22 protein-coding genes are annotated in these 21,608 nt (G+C 56.9%); 9 read left to right on the forward strand and 13 right to left on the reverse strand.

What is annotated here, in order from left to right; all coding sequences use genetic code 11:
* Positions 1-45 precede the first annotated feature (45 nt).
* The 7 genes from ispC to rpsB form a co-directional block, all read right to left on the reverse strand.
* A complete protein-coding gene (gene ispC / locus M8010_RS08215) occupies positions 46-1,239 on the reverse strand; it encodes a 1-deoxy-D-xylulose-5-phosphate reductoisomerase (RefSeq protein WP_250090318.1) in 1,194 nt (397 codons plus the stop codon).
* The gene (locus tag M8010_RS08220) at positions 1,233-2,090 is read right to left on the reverse strand and encodes a phosphatidate cytidylyltransferase (protein ID WP_250091135.1); all 858 of its coding nucleotides are present in this window, start codon (positions 2,088-2,090) and stop codon (positions 1,233-1,235) included. The genes ispC and M8010_RS08220 overlap by 7 nt, the downstream gene beginning before the upstream one ends.
* A 22-nt stretch (positions 2,091-2,112) precedes the next feature.
* Positions 2,113-2,883 (reverse strand): polyprenyl diphosphate synthase, encoded by a 771-nt coding sequence (gene uppS, locus M8010_RS08225; protein ID WP_250090320.1) that lies wholly within the window; start codon positions 2,881-2,883, stop codon positions 2,113-2,115.
* A gap of 75 nt (positions 2,884-2,958) precedes the next feature.
* Positions 2,959-3,516 (reverse strand): ribosome recycling factor, encoded by a 558-nt coding sequence (gene frr, locus M8010_RS08230; RefSeq protein ID WP_250090322.1) that lies wholly within the window; start codon positions 3,514-3,516, stop codon positions 2,959-2,961.
* Between the two features lie 30 nt (positions 3,517-3,546).
* Complete coding sequence (gene pyrH, locus M8010_RS08235) at positions 3,547-4,275, reverse strand: UMP kinase (RefSeq protein ID WP_250090323.1); 729 nt, start codon at positions 4,273-4,275, stop codon at positions 3,547-3,549.
* A 185-nt stretch (positions 4,276-4,460) separates the two neighbouring features.
* A complete protein-coding gene (tsf, locus tag M8010_RS08240) occupies positions 4,461-5,330 on the reverse strand; it encodes a translation elongation factor Ts (protein ID WP_250090325.1) in 870 nt (289 codons plus the stop codon).
* A 95-nt stretch (positions 5,331-5,425) separates the two neighbouring features.
* Positions 5,426-6,178, reverse strand: coding sequence for a 30S ribosomal protein S2 (gene rpsB, locus M8010_RS08245; RefSeq protein WP_250090327.1), 753 nt, complete (start codon positions 6,176-6,178; stop codon positions 5,426-5,428).
* Between the two features lie 285 nt (positions 6,179-6,463).
* On the opposite strand from rpsB, the gene map reads away from it, so the two are divergent.
* Genes map through dapE form a run of 6 tightly spaced genes read left to right on the forward strand, consistent with a single transcriptional unit; the run spans position 6,464 to position 13,608 of the window.
* The gene (gene map / locus M8010_RS08250) at positions 6,464-7,234 is read left to right on the forward strand and encodes a type I methionyl aminopeptidase (RefSeq protein ID WP_250090328.1); all 771 of its coding nucleotides are present in this window, start codon (positions 6,464-6,466) and stop codon (positions 7,232-7,234) included.
* Complete coding sequence (locus M8010_RS08255; RefSeq protein WP_250090329.1) at positions 7,235-9,880, forward strand: [protein-PII] uridylyltransferase; 2,646 nt, start codon at positions 7,235-7,237, stop codon at positions 9,878-9,880.
* Complete coding sequence (gene dapC / locus M8010_RS08260) at positions 9,877-11,079, forward strand: succinyldiaminopimelate transaminase (RefSeq protein WP_250090332.1); 1,203 nt, start codon at positions 9,877-9,879, stop codon at positions 11,077-11,079. The genes M8010_RS08255 and dapC overlap by 4 nt, the downstream gene beginning before the upstream one ends.
* Positions 11,076-11,420, forward strand: coding sequence for an ArsC family reductase (locus M8010_RS08265; protein ID WP_250090334.1), 345 nt, complete (start codon positions 11,076-11,078; stop codon positions 11,418-11,420). The genes dapC and M8010_RS08265 overlap by 4 nt, the downstream gene beginning before the upstream one ends.
* Positions 11,421-11,444: 24 nt before the next feature.
* The gene (gene dapD / locus M8010_RS08270; RefSeq protein WP_250090335.1) at positions 11,445-12,473 is read left to right on the forward strand and encodes a 2,3,4,5-tetrahydropyridine-2,6-dicarboxylate N-succinyltransferase; all 1,029 of its coding nucleotides are present in this window, start codon (positions 11,445-11,447) and stop codon (positions 12,471-12,473) included.
* On the forward strand, positions 12,460-13,608 hold the full coding sequence (gene dapE, locus M8010_RS08275; protein WP_250090337.1) for a succinyl-diaminopimelate desuccinylase: 1,149 nt from the start codon (positions 12,460-12,462) through the stop codon (positions 13,606-13,608). The genes dapD and dapE overlap by 14 nt, the downstream gene beginning before the upstream one ends.
* Before the next feature lie 18 nt (positions 13,609-13,626).
* Here the strand turns inward: dapE and M8010_RS08280 are convergent, their stop codons facing one another.
* Entirely contained in the window at positions 13,627-13,845 is a 219-nt protein-coding gene (locus tag M8010_RS08280; RefSeq protein ID WP_250090338.1) for a SlyX family protein, read from the reverse strand.
* Positions 13,846-14,029: 184 nt separating this feature from the next.
* Here M8010_RS08280 and M8010_RS19955 point away from each other — a divergent pair, with 184 nt between their 5' ends.
* The gene (locus tag M8010_RS19955) at positions 14,030-14,626 is read left to right on the forward strand and encodes a cold-shock protein (RefSeq protein ID WP_284048039.1); all 597 of its coding nucleotides are present in this window, start codon (positions 14,030-14,032) and stop codon (positions 14,624-14,626) included.
* A 60-nt stretch (positions 14,627-14,686) separates the two neighbouring features.
* Here the strand turns inward: M8010_RS19955 and M8010_RS08290 are convergent, their stop codons facing one another.
* From M8010_RS08290 to M8010_RS08305, 4 genes are all read right to left on the reverse strand, one after another.
* Positions 14,687-15,064: a hypothetical protein gene (locus tag M8010_RS08290; RefSeq protein ID WP_250090339.1), complete on the reverse strand. Its 378-nt coding sequence runs from the start codon at positions 15,062-15,064 to the stop codon at positions 14,687-14,689.
* Complete coding sequence (locus M8010_RS08295; RefSeq protein WP_250090341.1) at positions 15,036-16,445, reverse strand: hypothetical protein; 1,410 nt, start codon at positions 16,443-16,445, stop codon at positions 15,036-15,038. The genes M8010_RS08290 and M8010_RS08295 overlap by 29 nt, the downstream gene beginning before the upstream one ends.
* Before the next feature lie 56 nt (positions 16,446-16,501).
* Positions 16,502-17,908: a mannose-1-phosphate guanylyltransferase/mannose-6-phosphate isomerase gene (locus M8010_RS08300; protein ID WP_250090342.1), complete on the reverse strand. Its 1,407-nt coding sequence runs from the start codon at positions 17,906-17,908 to the stop codon at positions 16,502-16,504.
* 98 nt (positions 17,909-18,006) lie between these two features.
* Positions 18,007-18,447, reverse strand: a complete 441-nt coding sequence (locus M8010_RS08305) for a VOC family protein (protein WP_250090344.1) — start codon at positions 18,445-18,447, stop codon at positions 18,007-18,009.
* 31 nt (positions 18,448-18,478) lie between these two features.
* Between M8010_RS08305 and M8010_RS08310 the strand changes: the two genes are divergently transcribed.
* Entirely contained in the window at positions 18,479-19,390 is a 912-nt protein-coding gene (locus tag M8010_RS08310; protein ID WP_250090345.1) for a DUF1853 family protein, read from the forward strand.
* An 11-nt stretch (positions 19,391-19,401) separates the two neighbouring features.
* Here M8010_RS08310 and M8010_RS08315 read toward each other — a convergent pair whose 3' ends face one another.
* Positions 19,402-20,445, reverse strand: a complete 1,044-nt coding sequence (locus tag M8010_RS08315) for a GGDEF domain-containing protein (protein ID WP_250090346.1) — start codon at positions 20,443-20,445, stop codon at positions 19,402-19,404.
* A gap of 266 nt (positions 20,446-20,711) precedes the next feature.
* On the opposite strand from M8010_RS08315, the gene M8010_RS08320 reads away from it, so the two are divergent.
* The gene (locus tag M8010_RS08320; protein ID WP_250090349.1) at positions 20,712-21,557 is read left to right on the forward strand and encodes a substrate-binding periplasmic protein; all 846 of its coding nucleotides are present in this window, start codon (positions 20,712-20,714) and stop codon (positions 21,555-21,557) included.
* Positions 21,558-21,608: the final 51 nt, after the last annotated feature.

The raw sequence follows: 21,608 nt of genomic DNA on the forward strand, positions 1-21,608 counted from the left end.
GTTCTCTGTTGAGTTTGATCAGCCCGCCAGCCGAGCCCGCCTGAATCAGACAGCCAGCCCGAGAATCTGTTCCCGGGCTGAGGAGCGGGCTTCGGCATCCTTGGCAAAGATGGTATTAAAGCTGTCGGCTGGAACCACCTCGATAACAGCCAGAGTTCGCTCAATGATAGAGGGAATATCCGCGAAACCCACTTTACCCGCAAGAAAGGCTGCAACTGCCTCTTCATTCGCCGCATTGAGTACAGCTGGCGCGGTTCCACCCTGCTGAAAGGCCTCGGCAGCAATCCGGAGGCAGGGAAAGCGCTCAAGATCCGGCTTTTCGAAATTAAACTGGCCGATACGGAAAAGGTCCAGCGGTGCCACGCCGGCATCGATTCGCTCAGGCCAGGCCAGGCCATTGGCTATCGGAGTTCGCATGTCAGGACTGCCAAGCTGGGCAAGCACGGAGCCATCAGCGTATTCCACCATAGAGTGAATGATGCTTTCCGGATGCACGTGCACTTCGATCATTTCTGGCGTGGTATTGAACAACCAGCAGGCCTCAATCATTTCCAGCCCTTTGTTCATCAGTGTTGCGGAGTCCACTGAGATCTTCTGGCCCATTGACCAGTTAGGATGGGCACAAGCTTCCACAGGTAGCACATGGCGAAGGGCCTCGGCAGAATGGGTACGAAAGGGGCCGCCTGAAGCCGTCAACAAAATGCGGGTGATGCCTGCGCCGCCCGTATCACGAATCTTGTCGGGGGGCATGCACTGAAAAATCGCATTGTGCTCACTGTCGATTGGCAACACTTCAGCGCCGGATTCAGCAACGGCGTCCATGAACAGCTTGCCCGACATCACCAGCGCTTCTTTGTTGGCCAGCAGCACTCGCTTGCCAGCCCGCACGGCAGCCAGAGTAGGTGGAAGGCCGGCGGCGCCAACAATGGCGGCCATTACGGTGTCTGCTTCGACATCTGCCGCCACTTGACCCAGCGCCTCCGTTCCACTCAGAACCGTCACCGATGACAGGCTGGAAAGCGCCTCGGTTAATGTCTGGGCGGCTTCCTGATCTGCCATAACAGCGTAGCGTGGGCGAAACTCATGGCACAGCTCAGCCATACTCTCGACACTGGTGCTGGCAGTGAGCGCATGTACTGAAAAACGATCCGGGTGCCGCCGGATAACATCCAGCGTATTCAGGCCTATGGATCCTGTTGCGCCCAATATCGTTATCGATCGCTTCATAGAGGTCACCATTGCCCGGCCGTAAGCCAACCAAGCATCGTAATAATCAGGGCGAATACGGGAATTGCAGCAGTCAGGCTGTCGATTCTGTCCATTATGCCACCATGGCCGGGTAAAAGTTGGCTGCTGTCCTTGATGCCACGGAAACGCTTGAGCATGCTTTCCAGCAAATCACCCAGCACAGAAACGGCTCCGGTAACCAGGCTGGCGATTACCAGCAGAAGTGACTGTAACGCTGTTGCGGAGGCCAGCGTGGCGATAATGAGCGCGAACACAGCAACCGCTACCAATCCGCCCCAGACTCCAGCCCAGGACTTGCCAGGGCTGACTCGGGGCGCAAGCTTGGCCTTGCCGAATGCACGCCCGGCGAAGTAGGCGCCAATATCGGCTACCCACACCACACAGAAGACATAGAGAATCACCAGCAGATTGTTCTCGCTGTCACCGAACTGGAAGCCGCCGGTGCGGATATGGTTGAGCCCGACCCAGGCTGGAACCAGCACCAGAAGCCCCATGATGGCCCTGGCCGGTACACTGCCCCACCGTTCGGAACCGTCGGGATAGCTTCGCACCAGCAAAAAACACAAAACCCACCAGAAAACCGCCAGCCAGAGTACCGATACGGCCGGCACATTCAACGGGCCAACAAGTACCCAAAGACCGTAGAGCACTCCGGCGACCACCAACGCATAGGCAACACGGGCCGCCGGGGCCACCATGCCGGACATATTTGCCCACTCCCAGGCACCAATGGTGACGATGGCACCGGTGAACAGGGCAAAGCCCAGGGGCGGCAGGAAGAAAATGCCGCCAATGGCCAAAGGTGCCAGTACGAGCGCAGTAATAATACGGGTTTTAAGCACGGTATCGTTCGCTATCTTGTCGTTATTGTTTCGACGAAACGCCGGCGATCTGGTCATCAGTCTGACCAAACCGTCGTTTCCGGCCAGCATACGCCTGCAGGGCCTGGCCCATTTCCTGTTCACGGAAATCCGGCCAATACACGGGAGAAAAGTACAACTCGGTATAGGCCAGATGCCAAAGCATGAAATTGCTGATGCGTTGCTCACCTGCCGTCCTGATCATCAGGTCCGGCATGGGCAGGTCGCCAATGGAGAGATTTTGCTGTATCAGGTCGTCGGTGATATCCGAAGGCGCCAGCTCCCCAGTGCGTACTTTCTCAGCCACTTTACGGCTGGCCTGGGTAATATCCCAGTGGCCACCGTAGTTTGCGGCTATCACGAGGGTCATGCGGGTGTTGTCGCGGGTGAGCTCTTCAGCCCGGTGCATGTGTTCCTGGAGATTGGCGCTGAATGCGGTGCGGTCACCAATGATACGCAGGCAGATATCATTGCGGTGAAGCTTCTTTACTTCCCGCTCCAGAGCGAACAGGAACAGGCGCATCAAGGCAGAGACTTCGTCTTCAGGACGGCGCCAGTTTTCACTGGAGAACGCGAAAAGCGTCAGTACCTCCACTCCTTCCCGGGCGCAGGTTTCCACCACCGATCTGACCGCTTTCACACCTGCCTTGTGGCCGGCGACACCCTTTAACCGCCGGGCTTTGGCCCAACGATTGTTTCCATCCATGATAATGGCCACATGCCGGGGTTGGCTGCCAGCCGTTACCGGAATCTCTGCGGATACACTTTCCGTCATGCAATCCCCTGCTCAGGCAACATCCGGCATAGCCGCCGGCACTGACTGATCACGTTGCTGAAATTGACCAACTGTTCAGACAGCCATCAGATCCTCTTCCTTGGCCTTTAACTGCTTCTCGATCTCTGCGATGTAGCGGTCGGTCAGTTTCTGGATTTCTTCTTCGCCATAACGCTCTTCGTCTTCGTTGATTTCCTTTTCCTTCAACAACTCTTTCAGTGTGCTGTTGGCATCCCGGCGGGCGCTACGAATAGAAACCTTACCGTGCTCCGCATCGGCCTTGGCCTGCTTGACCATTTCCTTGCGTGTTTCCTCGGTCAGCATCGGCATGGGAATACGAATAACTTCGCCGTTGTTTGACGGATTCAGCCCCAAGTCTGACATCATGATGGCTTTTTCAATCTTTCCCAGCAGCGGCTTTTCCCAGGGGGAAACGGACAGCGTGCGGTTGTCTTCCACGTTCACGCTCGCCACCTGCCTCAGAGGTGTCTCCTGGCCGTAATAGTCAACCGTTACGCTGTCCAGAATGGAGGGATGGGCGCGACCGGTACGGATCTTGTTAAAAGCCGAGTTCAGGGACTCAAGACTTTTCTTCATCTTCTTTTCGGCATCAGCTTTAATATCGTCAATCACTGCAGCATCCTCGGATTCGTTGTTCAAAAATTACTCGATCAGTGTGCCTTCCGATTCCCCGGTTACAATCCGGGTCAGTGCGCCGGCCCGATTCATATCGAAGACCCGCAGAGGCATACCATGATCCCGGGCAAGACAGATGGCGGTCAGGTCCATCACACCCAGTTTCTTGTCCAGCACTTCATCGTAAGTGAGGTATTCGTACTTTTCTGCCGTCGGATCTTTATAAGGGTCCGCGGAATAAACACCATCAACCTTGGTCGCTTTCAATACGGCGTCGGCTTCAATCTCGATACCACGAAGACAAGCCGCTGAATCGGTTGTGAAAAACGGATTCCCCGTGCCCGCACAAAAGATCACCACGTCGCCGTCTTTCAGGTCACGAACGGCGCGGCGACGGTCGTAATGCTCAACAATACCACTCATGGGGATGGCAGACATAACCCGGGTGCGAATGTTGGAGCGCTCAAGGGCATCCCGCATGGCCAGCCCGTTCATCACCGTTGCCAGCATCCCCATGTGATCACCGGTAACCCTGTCCATCCCGGCAGCATTAAGCGCGGCACCACGGAACAGGTTACCACCGCCGATCACCAGTCCCACCTGAACACCAATACCAATCAGTGAGCCAATATCCAGCGCCATACGATCAAGCACTTTGGGGTCGATACCAAATCCATGGTCCCCCACCAGGGCTTCACCACTGAGCTTGAGCAGAACACGTTTGTATCTGGGCTGGGTATTGGACGACTTCGGCATGAGGATCCCCTTCTTTGTGTCTGGCTTGATGTCTGGCAGGACAAGCTTTTCAGGCTTGTATTTGACATACTCCTCAACAAAAGGGGTATCTCAGATACAAGCCCGCCACGAGAGCCGGACTACTCCAGCTAACGTGGCAGACTAGAACGGTGCGTCAGCCTGCGCTTCAGCACCTGTCAGAAGGATCAGGACTTGCCAGTGCCCGCTGCAGCAGCGACCTCGGCAGCGAAGTCCACTTCTTCCTTCTCGATACCTTCGCCGACTTCCAGACGAACAAAGCTGGCCAGATCGGCGCCGTTGTCCTTGATCAGCTGACCAACAGTCTGGTCAGGATTCTTGACGAACGGTTGCTCAACCAGGCTGTTCTCCGCCAGGAACTTCTTGATACGGCCGCCCATCATCTTCTCGACGATTTCAGCAGGCTTGCCTTCCATATCCGGCTGGGCCTTGATGACGTCTTTTTCTTTCTCGAGCTCATCGGCCGGCATATCTTCCGGCTTGCCTACCCGCGGGTTAACAGCGGCAACGTGCATGGCAACGTCCCGTGCAACTTCAGGGTCACCAGCGGTAAGGGCCACAACCGATGCAATCTTGTTGGTGCTGTGAACGTAAGCGCCGACAACCGGACCTTCTACGCGTACGATGCGACGAACGGTGATGTTTTCACCGATTTTCTGGACCAGCGCCTCACGCTTGGCTTCCAGGTCGCCTTCCATCAGATCCGCAACGTCTGTCTTGCCATTTTCGAAGGCAACATTCAGAACGTCATTGGCAAAGTTGATGAAGTTGTCATCACGGGCAACGAAGTCAGTCTCGGAGTTCACTTCCAGGATGTAGGCGACTGTGTTGTCGTCGGACACCTTGATCAGGGAAACACCTTCAGCGGCGGTACGGCCCGCTTTCTTGGCAGCCTTCAAGCCTGAAGACTTGCGCAGCCCTTCAATCGCAGCGTCAACGCTTCCGTCAGCCTCTACCAGTGCCTTCTTGCACTCCATCATGCCAAGGCCGGTGCGCTCACGCAGCTCCTTGACCATTGCGGCAGTAATTGCAGCCATGTTCATTCCTCTTAACTGTTCCAATCCAAATTCTGTACCGGTGTGCCCGGCAGTAAACCACGGACACACCCTACAACCCGTTTGCGAAGAACGTATTACTCCGCGGCGGGAGCAGCACCTTCCGCGCCTTCGCTGACTTCAACAAACTCGTCAGCGCCGGCAGCACCAGCCTGGGATGCTTCAAGGCAGGTGTCAGCAACGGCCTGCACGTAGATCTGGATCGCGCGGATGGCATCGTCGTTGCCCGGGATAACGTAATCAACGCCATCCGGATCACTGTTGGTGTCAACAACACCAATAACAGGAATGCCCAGCTTGTTGGCTTCCTTGATAGCGATACGCTCGTGGTCCACGTCGATCACGAACATGGCGTCCGGCAGGCCGCCCATGTCCTTGATACCACCGATGGAACGCTCAAGACGGTCCATTTCGCGGGTGCGGTCAAGAGCTTCTTTCTTGGTCAGCTTGTCGAAGGTACCGTCCTGGCTCTGTGCTTCAAGGTCACGATAGCGACGAATCGACTGGCGGATGGTCTTGTAGTTGGTCAGCATGCCGCCGAGCCAGCGATGGTTCACGTAAGGCTGGTTGGCGCGGAGTGCTTCTTCCTTGATGATCTTGGCCGCTGCACGCTTGGTGCCAACGAACAGGATCTTGTTCCTGTTACCTGCGAGGTTATGAACGAAGTTCAACGCGTCGTTCATGGCAGGAACAGTCTGCTCAAGGTTGATGATATGAATCTTGTTACGGGCGCCGAAGATGAACTTCGACATTTTCGGGTTCCAGTAACGGGTCTGGTGACCGAAGTGAGCGCCTGCCTTCAGCAGGTCACGCATATTTACCTGAGCCATGATATTTACCTTTTTAGCTTCGGGTTAGTCCTCCACACGTCCGATTGACCCAACCTGAATCCGTTGCTTGCTATAGGGGCAACAGAAGCAGGCACCCTGGGACAACGTGCCGACGTGTGTGCGAATTTGCCGGATTTGATTCCAGCGGGCGCGTTTATACCATAAATCGGCGGCCGGATTCCATTAATTTGTCGCCAGGATAATGGCCCCGCACCCGCCTCTTCCTTGTACCCGGCCACACTCCCCCTTAAAATGCCTGTTTGATCCAAATTGACGGGAAACCCAATGCAGGTATCGATTAAGACTCCGGAAGAAATCGAGAAGATGCGTGTCGCCGGCCGCCTGGCGTCCGAAGTTCTCGAAATGATTGGTGAACATGTCAAACCGGGCGTGACCACCGAAGAGCTGGACAACATCTGCCACAGCTATATGGTGAACGAGCAGAAGACCATTCCGGCGCCACTGAACTACAAGGGTTTTCCGAAATCGGTCTGCACTTCCGTGAACCATGTTGTCTGTCACGGCATTCCTTCCGATAAAAAAGTTCTAAAGGATGGCGACATTCTGAATATCGATGTCACCGTGATTAAAGATGGCTGGCACGGCGACACCAGCAAGATGTTTATCGTGGGCAAACCCAAGCCTGGCTCCGAGCGCCTGATCCAGATCACCCAGGAATGCCTATATAAGGGCATAGAGCTGGTGAAACCGGGCACCCGGCTCGGAGATATCGGCCATGTTATCCAGCAGCATGCCGAAAAACATCGATATTCGGTGGTGCGGGAATACTGCGGTCATGGCATCGGCCAGGTCTTCCATGAAGACCCACAGGTAATGCATTACGGTAAGCCGGGAACCGGTATGGAGCTGAAGGAAGGCATGACCTTTACCATCGAACCGATGATCAATCAGGGCAAGTACCAAACCAAACTCTTACCGGATGGCTGGACGGTTGTCACCAAGGACCACAAACTCTCAGCACAATGGGAGCACACCATCCTGGTAACAGCGGACGGCCACGAAGTGCTTACCAAACGTACGGAAGAGTCATTCTAGGTGGACTTCAGCGAACTTGAAGCCAGCATCAGCAATGACGCCTCTCCCATCCGGGCAGCCCGGCAGTTGCTGAAGGAACGCTACAACGCTGATGCGGAAGCGTTCCGCCAGGGCGCCGATGTTCGCGCCCTGGTGCACTCCAGGTCCAGCACTCTGGATACGGTTCTGGCTTTGATCTGGAACCGCTACGCCTTCGCCACTTCCCGGGACATTTCCCTGATTGCTGTCGGCGGTTACGGCCGGGGCGAACTTCATCCCCATTCCGATATCGATTTGCTGATTCTGACTTGCAATGGAATAGAAGAAGGCTGCCAGGAAGATCTGGGTGCGTTCATAACACTGCTGTGGGATCTGAAGCTCGACATCGGCCATAGCGTTCGCAGCATTGAAGAGAGCCTGAGCGCGGCCCGGGAAGACGTCACCATACTGACCAACCTGCTGGAAACCCGCACCATTGCCGGCCCGGATGAATTGCGCGATGAACTCAGCCATCAGGTGTATTCCGACGCTATCAGTTCCGACCGCGACTATTTCATTGCCAAACGGGAAGAACAGATTCGCCGGCATGCGAAATACGGAGACACCGAATACAACCTGGAGCCCAACGTAAAAGGCTCTCCGGGCGCCTTGCGGGATATACAGACCATTGGCTGGATTACCAAGCGGCACTTCGGTCTTCAGAACATTGCCGACCTGACCCGCTTCAGCATCCTGACCGAGGAAGAACACCAGATCCTGCTACAAGGAGAAACCTTCCTGTGGCGGCTGAGATATGGCCTGCAACTGATTGCTGACCGCAACGAAAACCGCCTGCTGTTTGATCATCAACGTTCGCTGGCCGAGATGCTGGGTTACAAGGATGAAGGCAATCGGCTCGGTGTCGAGCTGATGATGCAATCCTATTACCGCACGGTACTGGCCCTGGCCGAGCTGGCCGATGTCATTCTGCAGTATTATGACGAGGCCATCCTGGGATCGGGCAACGACGATGACATCCTGCCCCTGAACAAGCGGTTCCAGATTCGCAACTACTATATCGAGGCGGTCAACAACCAGGTGTTCGCCTACGCCCCCTACGCCATCATGGAAATTTTCGTGCTGATGGCTCAGCATCCCGAAATCAAGGGCATCAGGGCCACCACCATCCGCTCCCTGCGGGCGCACCGGCACCTGATTGACGATGCCTTCCGTTCGGACCTGGCGGTTACCTCCCTGTTCATGGAATTGCTGCGGACTCCGCACGCTCTGGACCAGACCCTCTCTGCGATGAAAAAGTACAACGTGCTGGGCCGCTACCTGCCCGAGTTCGGCCAGATCATCGGCCAGATGCAGCACGACCTGTTCCACATTTACACGGTAGACGCGCACACCATGCGGGTGATTCGCAACATGGTGCGTCTGGACAGTGCCGAAGCCCGTGATGAATACCCCCTGGCATCACGGCTGATTCACCGCTTACCGAAACTGGAGACACTGTACATAGCCGGTCTCTACCACGACGTAGCCAAGGGTCGCGGTGGTGACCATTCGGAACTCGGTGCCATTGATGCCGAGGAGTTCTGTGGACGCCACCACCTGAGCGAACGGGACACACAACTGGTTTCCTGGCTGGTGGAGAACCACCTGCTGATGTCCATGACGGCGCAGCGTAAAGATATCTCCGACCCGGACATTATCCACGGGTTCGCGCGCTCGGTACCCAGCCAGGTTCATCTCGACTACCTCTACGTGCTGACGGTATGCGATATCAGCGCCACCAACCCAAAATTGTGGAATACCTGGCGGGCATCGCTCCTGCGCCAGCTTTATATTGAGACCAAGCGGGCACTCAGGCGGGGCTCGGAAACGCCGGTAGACCGCCATGAATGGGTACGGGCCACCCAGTCTGAAGCGCGGGAAATCCTCCACGCCCAGAACATGACCGACGAACAGATCGACGGCATCTGGGACACCCTGGACGAAGACTACTTCCTGCAGGATTCCACGGTGGATATCGCCTGGCAGACCGCAGCCATCATCCGCCATGGAGACGATCCGGACCCACTGGTGCTGATTCGCGACACCCGTGGCGGCCCGACGGACGGCTATTCCCAGATCATCATTTACATGAGCGATCGTGTCGATCTCTTCGCGGCAACCACGGCGGTCCTGGAGCAGCTCAACCTCAACATCGTTGATGCCCGCATCAGCTCCAGCGAAGGCCCCTTCTCCATCAGCTCCTATATCGTGCTGGACGAAAAAGGCAAACCACTGGGCATTGATCCGGCCAGGAAGGACCGGGTGCGTAGCCGCCTGATTGAGGAACTGGACGACCCTGAAGACTATCCTGACATCATCCATCGGCGCACTCCCAGGCAGCTCAAGCACTTTGCCTTCCCCACCGAGGTGACGTTTTCCAACGACACAGTCAACCAGCGCACCATAATAGAAGTTGTTACGCCTGACCGCCCGGGGTTACTGGCACGGGTCGGGCAGGTGCTGCTGGAACATCGCGTACGCCTAACCAACGCCAAGATAGCCACTCTGGGCGAACGCGTGGAAGACGTCTTCTTTGTAACCGACGAGCATGGCGAGCAGATCCGTGACCCGGCTGTTTGTCTGGCTCTTCAGCAGGACCTTTGCCAAATGTTGGACGACACCCAATGAACCCGGACCTGGACAGACTCCACCCCTATCCGTTCGAGAAACTGACGAAACTGAAGGCTGGTATAACCGTTCCCCAGGACCTGACACCGATTTCCCTTGGAATCGGCGAGCCTAAGCACCCGTCGCCGGAATTCGTAAAACAGGTAATTGCAGACAACCTGGACAAGCTCGCCAACTACCCCACCACCAAAGGCACGGATGAACTGCGCCAGGCCATCGCGAACTGGGCCACTCGACGTTTTCAGCTGGCACCAGGCACGCTGACACCGGAGCACCATATTGTTCCGGTCAACGGCACCCGGGAGGGTATCTTCTCACTGGTACAGTCGGTGGTGGATGCCAGCCGCCCCGCCACTGTGGTGAGCCCGAATCCCTTTTACCAGGTCTACGAAGGGGCAGCATTCCTTGCTGGCGCAATCCCTCATTACCTGGCATGCGACGCCAGCAACAACTTCATACCGGACTTTGACCGGGTGCCCGATTCAGTGTGGAAAGACTGCCAGGTACTGTTCCTGTGTTCACCGGGCAACCCCAGTGGCTCGGTGATGCCCCGGGATACCCTGACACAGATCATTGAACTTGCCGACCAGCACGATTTCATCGTCGCGTCCGACGAGTGCTATTCCGAACTCTACCCCGATGAAAGCCGGCCACCGGAAGGGCTTCTACAGACCTGCGCTGCCATCGGCCGCAACGATTTCGCCCGCTGTATTGTCTTTCACAGCCTGTCCAAGCGCAGCAATCTGCCGGGGCTGCGCTCCGGTTTCGTAGCCGGCGACGCTGATATCCTCAAAGGCTATCTCAAGTACCGCACCTATCACGGCTGCGCCATGCCCATCCATAACCAGCTGGCAAGCATCGCCGCCTGGGGCGACGAAGACCATGTGCGCGAGAACCGGGCCGCCTACCGGGCCAAGTTCGAAGCGGTGGTGCCGATTCTGCGGGAAGTAATGAACGTGGACTTTCCCGATGCCGGCTTCTACCTCTGGCCGGAAAGCCCCATGGACGATGAAACCTTCGCGCGGGAGCTGTCGGCCCAGCAGAATGTGCATGTTCTGCCGGGGCGCTACCTCTCCCGCACGGTGGACGGCCACAACCCCGGCGAGAACCGGGTGCGGATGGCGTTGGTCGCGCCCGTTGAGGAGTGCGTGGAAGCGGCAAATCGTATCGTGACCTTCGTAAAGGCGATCAAGACATGAAGCTGTGCGGCATCAGGAACTGCGACACCGTCAAGAAAGCCCGCAAGTGGCTGGACGACGCCGGTATCGACTACGAATTCCACGACTTCAAAAAGGACGGCCTGGATGCCGACCGCCTCGGGCAATGGGAGCGGTCAGCAGGCTGGGAAGTGCTGCTGAATCGCCGTGGCACCACCTGGCGCAAACTTCCGGACGAGGTTCGTGATAATATTAGCGCCCAATCCGCCCATGGCCTGATGCTCGACAACCCGTCCATCATCAAGCGGCCCGTGGTTGAGCACGGCGACACGGTCAGCGTTGGATTCAACGCCGATGAATGGGCTGAACGATTCAAACACTGAACACTGAGAACCAGGAGCACATCAATGAGTTTTGCATTCGGAATTGGTATCGGCACCCAGAACAAACAGGGCGAGTGGCTGGAAGTCTTTTACCAGCAGCCGGTCATCACCCCCGATAACGGCCTCATCGAAGTGGCTCGCAATGTACTGGAATACCAGGACGGCAATCACGCAATGGCCGTCACACCGGACCAGCTCAAAAAGCTGTCCGAAGGCCTGCGCCAGCTTGGTCAAATGGAGCAGGCAGCACTGGCGGGCAAAGCCGCTGAAAGCCGACGCCCGGTTGTGGTTACCCTGCTGGATACCGACGACACCGCCTCCAGCACCCCTGAGGTCTACCTCAAACTGCACCTGATCTCCAGCCGCCAGGCCAGACCCCATGAGCTGAAACTGGATGGCATCTTCGGATTGCTGCCCAATCTGGCCTGGACCAGCGAAGGTGCCGTTGATCTCAATGAACTGCCAGAGCGCCAGCTCAAGGCACGCATTGAAGGCCGCACACTGGAAGTGAAGTCCGTGGACAAGTTCCCGCAGATGACCGACTACGTAGTGCCCAAGGGCGTGCGCATCGCCGACACCGCGCGTGTTCGCCTGGGCGCCTATGTGGGTGAAGGCACCACAGTAATGCATGAAGGCTTTATCAACTTCAATGCCGGTACCGAAGGCACCAGCATGATCGAAGGGCGCATTTCCGCAGGTGTAATGATCGGCAAGGGCTCTGACCTGGGCGGCGGCTGCTCCACCATGGGCACCCTTTCCGGTGGTGGCAACATCATTATTTCCGTGGGCGAAAACTGCCTGATCGGCGCCAATGCAGGCATCGGCATTCCCCTTGGCGACCGTTGCAAAGTAGAAGCCGGCCTGTACATCACCGCCGGCACCAAGGTCGCCCTTCTGGACGACAATAACGAGCTGGTGGAAGTGATCAAGGCCCGGGACCTGGCCAACAAACCGGACCTTCTGTTCCGCCGCAACAGCCAGACCGGCGCGGTCGAGTGCAAAACCAACAAGACCGCTATTGAGCTGAATGAAGAGCTGCATGCCAACAACTAATTCTCCCGACCTTTCCCCGACCCTGGGCCTGGCCGTTGACCTGATCCAACGGCCGTCCATTACCCCGGACGACGCCGGCTGCCAGGATCTGATGATGTCGCGGCTTTCCGCCCTGGGATTCCGGGGCGAGAACCTGCGGTTTGGCGACACTGACAATCTCTGGGCCCGCAGAGGATCGGACGGCCCTTTGCTGGCGTTTGCCGGCCATACGGACGTTGTGCCCACAGGCCCGGAGAAAAACTGGCGCCATCCGCCGTTCGATGCGGTGATTGACGATGGTTACCTACATGGGCGGGGCGCTGCGGACATGAAAGGCAGCCTGGCAGCCTTCGTGACGGCCTGTGAGCGTTTCGTGAACAAGTACCCGAACCACCGGGGCTCCATCGCGCTGCTGATCACCAGTGACGAGGAAGGCCCGGCCCAGCACGGCACCGTGAAAGTGGTGGAAACCCTGGAAGCCCGGAAGGAAAAGATCGACTGGTGTCTGATCGGCGAGCCTTCCAGCACCAGTGAAGTGGGCGACGTGATCAAGAATGGCCGCCGCGGTTCACTCCACGGCTACCTGACGGTGCACGGTACCCAGGGCCATGTGGCCTATCCGCATCTGGCGCAAAACCCTGTGCATACTGTCGCTCCGGCGCTGGACGCTTTGGCCAGGGAATTCTGGGACAACGGTAATGACTTTTTCCCGCCGACCACCTTCCAGATCACCAAAATTGAAGCCGGTACCGGCAGTAACATCATCCCGGGTGAATGCCTCGTGCACTTCAACTTCCGCTACTGCACGGAAAATACCGCAGAAAGCCTGGAAGAGCGGGTTGTCGCGATTCTGGACCGCCACCAACTGAACTACGACCTGCAATGGCACCTGAGTGGCCGCCCTTTCCTGACCGACCGGGGCGCGCTGGTTTCTGCTGCGCAGAGCGCGATCCGATCTGTCACCGGCAGGGACACCGAACTGTCCACTTCCGGCGGCACTTCGGACGGGCGCTTCATCGCTCCTACTGGCGCGCAGGTTCTGGAACTCGGCCCCATCAACGCAACCATCCACAAGGTTAATGAATGCGTGAAGGCGGCGGACCTGGATACGCTGTCGGAAATCTACGAGCAGATTCTTGTCGAGTTGTTGGCTTAGATAATCAGCAACAAATAGTCAGTAGTGGGGAGGAGGCGTTTCGTCCTCCTCTTTTCTGATGTTTGACGACGACACTTCCTTCAATTGTATGTTCAATTGTTTCTTCGCTTCCCAGAGTTCCCGGATATCCAGTTCCTGACGGGCCAGTTGCTCATGCAGGGTATTGATGGTGTCGTCTTGGAATGCCAGCCGGGTTTCCAGCTCGTCCAGCCTCGCTTGTAAATCTTTCTCGCTCATATACTCCTGCCGCTTGGTCAGCGCTCCCCGTTATCTGGTATCATGCCGCTTTTGCCCACCAGGGGATTCGCAAGGCTGTTTTATGCCCTCGGAACCCTGGCGGTTTTCACCGGCCGGAGACCCGATTTTACCCGATATCCGGCTCTTTATCGTTAGCGTTTGATTAATGGAGAAACTTCAGTCCATGCAAAACCCAGCAAAAGCGATCGTTCTTGCTCTCCTGGTCGCCATTCCATCACCGTTTATCCTCGGCTTTCTGTTGGTGACTTTCACCCCGGAGCTCTTCCAGATCCTGTCACAGTCCCGCACCAGTGAGCTGGCAACCAATACCCCGTTCGTATTGGGCAGCGCCCAGGGCATTGCGGCTTACATCATTGCTGTTGTTCTTTTCGGCCTGGCAGGTTTTATAACCGTGGCGCTGGCCGCCAAGAAGCCATCGGAAGTCAGGCAGCAAACCCCTCGCTCCGACGCTGCACCACGCAAGGCAGAACCGCACAAGGCAGCACCACGCAAGCAGGCCGAGCCGGATTATGACGACGAGGATGATTTTGACGACACAACCCCTGAAGGCAATGAAGAGGGTACTGTGAAGTGGTTCAACGTCAAGAAAGGTTTCGGTTTTATCGTTCGCGACAGCGGCGATGAGGTCTTCGTTCACTTCCGTGCCATTCGTGGCCGCGGCCGCCGGGTGCTGCGCCAGGGCCAGTTGGTCCGGTTCAGTGTGGTGGAAGCGGACAAGGGCCTTCAGGCAGACAACGTGTCTATACTGAGCGACGACTGATTCGCTAAGGCTCCATACGTCGAAAAAGGGGTAGCCATTGGCTGCCCCTTTTTTGTTTCGTCAGTTCCAGACGGCCAAATGCTCGCCCCGCTGATCCAGCCGCCACCAGCGCTCATCCTCTACTGGCTCCCCCTCCTTCCAGTCACCCGGGCTGCAACGAATCTCGGTGTCCATGGCACGCCACGCGCTGCGGGCACAATCCAGGTCCGAATCCCAGGGTAGGTCCTCCCCCTCCAGAATCAGTGAGGTAAAGCGCTTGCCACCGGCTCCCGGATACAGGCTGACCCGCACTCTGTGCCCTCGATATCCGGCCGTACCTTTCACCGCCTTATCGCCCAGTGAATCATCCGCCAACTGAATTTCATCAAGATGGTTGGCCAGCCAGGCTGATACCGCCGCCGACTCAAGGTCACGAATATATATTTCGAGATCCCGCACCCTCTGTTTCTCCTACCGATTGATCACAATGGACAACATAGTGAACCGGGCCGGGGCGCGCTGCAACCCAGCGTTCCAGTTCATAACGGAGGTCTTCCACCTTCAGGGTGCGAAGGGTTCCCTCGGCCTTGCGTTCGTGCCAAGCCACCTCTGCCGCGGCCCGCTCAATGGCAACGCTTTCAAGGGACTGCTCCAGATCTTCCAGGGGTTGCTGTCTGGCCATTGCCACAAGGGCCTGGCGCCTGAGCGTATCCGTTGTTCCCGCCAGCGCCAATCCCTCGACGGATCCTCGCTCGGCGAACAGGTTCAGCCTGGCGGCAGCCCTTTCCACCCACTGCAGCATACCGCCAGGAGTACCCACCAGGCGGCTCCTGCTTGCCGCGGCGTAACGTACAAGCGCCTGGGATAATTCGATGTTCCAGTGGCGCTCTATGGCAGGTTGATGAGCGGTGAGAATAGCTGTTTTCTGCCCCGGGCTGGTGCCAGGCATATCAAAAATTTCAAAATCCCGCCCCAGGGCACGTTTCAGTTCCTCAATGGCTTCGCCAACCGCCGATGAATCCGGCCCCAGCATGATAATGGGGCCCGGGTAGCCGGATACCAGCCTTCTGGCCAGGCTATGCTCGGATGACATCATCGAAGCCAGGTCAGCCGGGGAAATGTTGTCCAGGATCAGCGCCGGGCAGGCTCTCCGATCTAGACCACTGCTGGGCATCGACGGGCTATCACTGGCCATCACTTCCACCTCGTTGCGAAGATCGAGCCTGACAAACCCCGACTCCAGAAACGGAAGCAACGCCTGCAACCAACTGGTCTTACCGCTGCCTCTTGTACCCCTGATCCACACCAGGGCGCCGGAAACCGAAGCAAGGGTAATCGCCACATCCTCCGCCAACCCCAGCCATTCGAGATCGGTGATGACCACCGGCGCATCTCCGGGCACGGCGGTAGCGGCAACTTCGCGCAGACTCTCATTATCGGCAGGCCAGCGGCTCACCAGCTCCAGAACTGCAACATAGGCTTTGTCCTGCAAACGCTCTGCGTTGCGTGTCAGTACCGACAACAGTAATGGCCAGTCCAGCCAGGGGGCATCGCTCAGTTCACGGGCGCAGGAAAACCAATACATGAGCTGTGAGGACAGCGGGCCCTCACCGCCCACTTCAGCCACGATTGGTTGTTCACACTGGATGGTGCGGGTCAGTTCATCGAGGTCAACACCACAGCCTCGGAAGAAATCACATATCTGCGGCTCGCCATCCAGCAGCGCCAACAGGAAGTCTTCTATGGTAATGGCATAACCACCCCGCTGGGCAACACTGTTCCGTGCCCGTTGCAGTGCAGTTTGACAGAGGGGGCTCAGGCATCCTTGCCAGTCTTCCATTCACTTCTCCTTGTGGTCTAAGTGGCATCGTCCTGATGCCGGTTCAATCAATCCGGTCAGACCCGGTTATAGGTATCTTCGAAACGTACAATGTCGTCCTCACCGAGGTAACTGCCAGTCTGTACTTCAATCAGTTCCAGCGGAATGACACCAGGGTTGGTCAGCCGATGGGTAATGCCCAGTGGAATGTACGTGGACTGGTCTTCCGTCAGCAGCATGACATCGTCACCGCGGTTGACGGTGGCCGTTCCCTTGACCACAACCCAGTGCTCGGCACGGTGGTGATGCTTCTGCAGTGACAGGGAGGCACCGGGCTTGACGGTGATACGCTTGACCTGGAAGCGCTCACCCATGGCAATGCCCTCGTAGGTGCCCCAGGGACGATGTACTTTCTTGTGGAACCGGTGTTCGTGGCGGTTCTGGGCCTTTACCTGGGCGACCAGCTTCTTCACATCCTGAACCCGGTTACGGTCCGCCACCAACACTACGTCATCGGTTTCAACAATAACGTGATCGGTAATGCCCAGCGCGGCAATCAGGCGGCCTTCGGAGTGGATATAGGAACCGGAAACGTCTTCGGTGATGACATCTCCCCGGCACACGTTGTTGTTTTCATCGTGGGGCTGGATATCCCAGAGCGCCGACCACGAGCCAACATCAGACCAGCCGGCATCCAAGGGAACTACCACGGCATCCCGGGTTTTTTCCATCACGGCGTAATCGATAGAGTCGTCCGGGCAGGCCTTGAAAGCCTCGGCGCCTACACGAGTGAAATCCATATCGGCATTGCGCTCTTTCCAGGCAGCGCGGCAGGCTTTGATCATCGCCGGTTGCTGGCTTTCCAGCTCCTGCAGGTAGCGGTCTGCCCGGAACAGAAACATGCCACTGTTCCAGAAATAGTCGCCCTCCTCCAGATACCGGCGGGCGGTTTCTTCATCCGGCTTTTCTACAAAAGCGGACACATCGTTGTAGCCCTCATGGGCCTCACCTGCCTTGATATAGCCATAACCCGTATGCGGCGCATCAGGCACGATGCCGAAAGTGACCAGCTTTCCTGCCCGGGCTGCTTCCGCGCCCTGGCTAACCGCCTGACGAAACACATCCAGCTGCTTCAGAACATGATCCGAGGGCATGACAAGCAGCAACTCTTCGGGATTTTCCTCAGCCGCGGCAAGGGCCGCAAGGGCAATCGCCGGGGCCGTATTGCGACCAACCGGCTCCAGGATAATACCAGCGGTGCGGTCAGTTGCCTGAGCGTGCAAATGGGCAGCCACAACGAATCGATGTTCCTCGTTGGTGATTGCCATTACCCTCGCTTTCTCATCCAGGGCCAGGCCACGGTCAATGGTTTCGGCCAGCAGGGTTTCGTCAGACACCACCGGCAGAAACTGCTTGGGATAGGCTTCACGGGAAAGCGGCCATAAGCGGGTGCCGGAACCACCAGAGAGAATCACAGCAAGCATGGATCGTCCTTGTCTTGAATTTTCGCGAATTTTACCCCAAACACCGCCGGATTGTCCCGCCGGCGGTCATTAAACCGGTTTCACCCGGAATACAGCAATCACCATGTGCCCGTATTCTCCATGCTGGCCCATGGTTCCCTCGGCGGCAGGGATTCACCTTTCTGGAGCAGCTCGATGGAAATGCCGTCCGGCGACCGGATAAAGGCCATATGGCCATCACGAGGCGGCCGGTTAATCGTAACGCCATTGGCCTGCAGATGACTGCAAAGCTCGTAGATATCATCCACCCGATACGCCAGATGACCGAAATTGCGGCCACCGGAGTACTCTTCCGGGTCCCAGTTGTAAGTCAGCTCGATCATCGGAGCCTTGTTCTCTCTGGCGCTCGACTCATCTTCCCTGGCGGCGAGGAACACCAGGGTAAAGCGCCCTTTCTCGCTGCTCTTGCGGTTGATTTCAACCATGCCGAGCAGATCACAGAAAAAATGCAGGGTCTTTTCCAGGTTACTGACCCGGATCATGGTATGAAGATACTGCATATTGCGTCTCCTGTTGGGTTATCCTGCCACTATGAAGCGACGCCCTGAAACGATAGCTCATCTTGATTACCGGGTTCCAGCCGTGCGCCACCTGGCGTGGATGTGTCATGCCCCCCAGCTTATCAGCTCTCCCATGGGATTTGTTCCAGAAAAATATCTGCCAGCGGATGCCGAAGAACGCTTGAGGGCCTGGGACAACGAGCCCCGGCTTGGCCCGGCAGTATTAACGGAGCAACCCGCCAGGCGCCTGGGCCACTACTTCGAGCGCCTTTACCAATGCCTGATGGAAGACCTGCTCGGCTGGGAGATACTGCTGAAAAACCAGCCGGTCAGAAGTAACGGTATTACTCTGGGCGAACTGGATTTCGTGGTCCGCAACCCTGTAGACAACGCCGTTGAACATCATGAAATTGCTGTGAAGTTCTACCTCGGTTATCGCGAAACCGCTCAACAGACGGCTCTGTGGTATGGGCCAAATTCAAGGGATCGCCTTGATATCAAAACCCAGAGGCTGATCAGCCACCAGAGCCAGCTCACTGGACGGTCAGAAGCGCGCAGTCTCCTGAAATCATCGGGAATAGAGACGCCCGCCCGACCTCGGGTTTTCATGCCCGGCTATCTTTTCTATCCGAGTGGCGAACCAATGCCTCCACCCGCCGACGTACCGCCTGACCACCTCCGGGGCGAATGGCTCCGCATTGATGAAGCATCCCACACCAGCCGCTGGATTCCGCTGATCAAGCCTCATTGGCTCGGCCCCTGGCGACAGAGGCAGCCCCCCGATCCACAGCAAGCCGAAGAGGCACTGGAGGTTGTTCGTTCAGCCGGCATTCCCCGCCTGTTTGCCGTGCTGGAACAATCCCCGGACGATGGTTTCTGGCAGGAATCATCACGCCTGTTTGTGGTTCCGGAGACGTGGCCGGGCTCATCGGGTAAGAGCTGAGCACGGCTGCTCTATACGACTTCCAGCTCCACACGATTCCGACCGCGCTCTTTGCTTCGGTACAACGCATGATCAGCACGGCTGATGGCGGTGTTCAGGTCGTCGCTCTTTCGGAACTCGCTGACACCGGCACTGATGGTAATATCAATCTGCTCACCATCAGGCGCCAGCCAGCTGTGGGCCAGAAGCGCCTCCCGTACCCGCTCTGCACTGGCCTCGGCGTTTTGTAACCCGGTATCCGGAAGCACGGCCAGGAACTCCTCCCCTCCCCAACGCGCAATCAGATCCTGGGTGCGTAGCTGCGCCTTGATGATACTGGCAACATCTTCAAGCACCCGGTCACCGAGCTCGTGGCCGTACTGGTCGTTGATCAACTTGAAATGGTCAATATCCAGAACGAGAAACGCCACCGGGTGACCGTTGCGTTGAAAACGAGCCAGTTCTTTTTCTACCAGATACGTCATGTGTCGGCGGTTGAAGAGACCTGTTAATGAGTCTGTTGTCGCCATTCGCCGCAGCTTGCGGTTCGCCGTGGTGACCATCGTCAGGTAGAAAAAGGACAGGTAGCTGAACAAGGCAAAAACCACACTCAGGTTGAACAGGTAAACGCCAAGCAAGGCACCTGGTGCGATAGGCTGAAGTGGCTCAATAAACCACATCAGAAGATACAGCGCGACGTAATAACTCCACAGCCCGGCCAATGCCACTACCGCGCCCTGCAACTGCATGGTCACAAACAAAGCAGGGATAAATATCAGCAGGTAATAGTGAAAACCACTCTCCCAGCCAATGAGCACCACGCCAAGCCCGGCGTGGATAATGACTTCCGCCCAGATCAGGGAAATGGCCAGGCCATTCTGTTTTTTACCCAGTGCCCGGTAGGCCACCACATACATGGTAACGCTGGCCACATTGACCCAGGCCAGGATTGGCGAACCCAGAAGATGAAAAAGAAAGAAAAAAGCCACATCGACTGTGGCTGCTATCTGACAGCAGCGTTTCGCCACCTGCCAGAATTGCGGGCGACGTTCCCTGGTTGGGTCCCTGGCAGTCATGACTTGTCCTGACGAATTTCAATGGCATTTCCGAATGATTAGCGTCAGATTACGCTCAAACTCATAGACCTGCATGCCCTCAATCGTAAAATGCTGAAAATCTTTGCAAACACCGGGGGACCGCTGTCAGCCATGCTGGTTGTAAAAGACGGGCTGACTGCTACTATTTCGATATAACGAACTTACCTTCTCTCGAATACGCTGCTGCCCCTTTATGCCAGATGGCATTGTCCGGTCAGCACTGGCCTGTCTGTCTGGATGGAAAGATGTGTCAGCAAGGACAGCTTTACCGCAAGCCACTGGTCATTCGTGGCAGCAACCTGCTTTTGGGTGTGTTGCTTATCTCCGCGCTGCCCACAGTTTTGCATGCGGAGGAACCACACCAGAGCGTTCGCCTCACCAATGGCCACTGGCCGCCCTACATGGAGAACACACCTCCCCACTACGGTATGATCTCCCGCATTGTGTCACTGGCCTTCGGCAAAAACGACAGGCCCGTCACTTACGGCTTTTTCCCCTGGTCCCGGGCCAAGCTGCTGGCTGAAAAAGGTTTTTGGGACGGGTCGGTTGCCTGGACCTGCCGCCCGGAACTGCTCAGATATTTCCACTTCAGCGACCCCATTGTGGAGCACAACTACGTACTGTTTTATCGCAAGGACAAAGACTTCGACTGGGCCGAAGTAGAAGACCTGGAAAGCAATCGCATAGGCCTGACGCAGGACTACAACTACGGCGACGAATTCGAGGAAGCCGTTGCGGCTGGAACCATCAGCACAGAAGTGACCACCTCCGACGAATCCAACTTCCGCAAACTGGCAGCGGGAAGAATCGACCTTTTCCCCATGGAGCCCGCCGTGGGAATCGAAATGCTGAAGACGCTGAATCTGGATGACAAGATCACCTTCCACACAACCCCTCTGCAGTCCGATTACCTTTACCTCGTTCTGTCCCGGCGGGTGCCGGAAAGCGAGCGTTATCTGGAGGAATTCAATGAGGGCTTACGCAAGTTGCGGGAAGCCGGCCGGATTGAGGAGCTGATCAACACCTCGCTGCCAGACTTACCGACGCGGTATCTGGAGGTGGAGAATGGGGATGCGCAGTGTGGGGAGTGAGGTGAACTAAGGTTCCTCCTTCCCCTACCTCACTTGTCGACTACCGTGTCG

It is taken from the genome of Marinobacter sp. ATCH36, assembly GCF_023555055.1.
GTDB lineage: Bacteria > Pseudomonadota > Gammaproteobacteria > Pseudomonadales > Oleiphilaceae > Marinobacter.

Bases quoted from the DNA above. Each gene is read 5' to 3' on its own strand.
- M8010_RS08315 (WP_250090346.1), bottom strand. From the start codon at position 20,445: ATGACTGCCAGGGACCCAACCAGGGAACGTCGCCCGCAATTCTGGCAG.
- tsf (WP_250090325.1), bottom strand. From the start codon at position 5,330: ATGGCTGCAATTACTGCCGCAATGGTCAAGGAGCTGCGTGAGCGCACC.
- M8010_RS08310 (WP_250090345.1), top strand. From the start codon at position 18,479: ATGAAGCGACGCCCTGAAACGATAGCTCATCTTGATTACCGGGTTCCA.
- M8010_RS08300 (WP_250090342.1), bottom strand. From the start codon at position 17,908: ATGCTTGCTGTGATTCTCTCTGGTGGTTCCGGCACCCGCTTATGGCCG.
- ispC (WP_250090318.1), bottom strand. From the start codon at position 1,239: ATGGTGACCTCTATGAAGCGATCGATAACGATATTGGGCGCAACAGGA.
- M8010_RS08305 (WP_250090344.1), bottom strand. From the start codon at position 18,447: ATGCAGTATCTTCATACCATGATCCGGGTCAGTAACCTGGAAAAGACC.
- dapD (WP_250090335.1), top strand. From the start codon at position 11,445: ATGAGTTTTGCATTCGGAATTGGTATCGGCACCCAGAACAAACAGGGC.
- M8010_RS08295 (WP_250090341.1), bottom strand. From the start codon at position 16,445: ATGGAAGACTGGCAAGGATGCCTGAGCCCCCTCTGTCAAACTGCACTG.
- M8010_RS19955 (WP_284048039.1), top strand. From the start codon at position 14,030: ATGCAAAACCCAGCAAAAGCGATCGTTCTTGCTCTCCTGGTCGCCATT.
- uppS (WP_250090320.1), bottom strand. From the start codon at position 2,883: ATGACGGAAAGTGTATCCGCAGAGATTCCGGTAACGGCTGGCAGCCAA.
- dapE (WP_250090337.1), top strand. From the start codon at position 12,460: ATGCCAACAACTAATTCTCCCGACCTTTCCCCGACCCTGGGCCTGGCC.
- map (WP_250090328.1), top strand. From the start codon at position 6,464: ATGCAGGTATCGATTAAGACTCCGGAAGAAATCGAGAAGATGCGTGTC.
- rpsB (WP_250090327.1), bottom strand. From the start codon at position 6,178: ATGGCTCAGGTAAATATGCGTGACCTGCTGAAGGCAGGCGCTCACTTC.
- M8010_RS08280 (WP_250090338.1), bottom strand. From the start codon at position 13,845: ATGAGCGAGAAAGATTTACAAGCGAGGCTGGACGAGCTGGAAACCCGG.
- pyrH (WP_250090323.1), bottom strand. From the start codon at position 4,275: ATGCCGAAGTCGTCCAATACCCAGCCCAGATACAAACGTGTTCTGCTC.
- dapC (WP_250090332.1), top strand. From the start codon at position 9,877: ATGAACCCGGACCTGGACAGACTCCACCCCTATCCGTTCGAGAAACTG.
- M8010_RS08320 (WP_250090349.1), top strand. From the start codon at position 20,712: ATGTGTCAGCAAGGACAGCTTTACCGCAAGCCACTGGTCATTCGTGGC.
- M8010_RS08265 (WP_250090334.1), top strand. From the start codon at position 11,076: ATGAAGCTGTGCGGCATCAGGAACTGCGACACCGTCAAGAAAGCCCGC.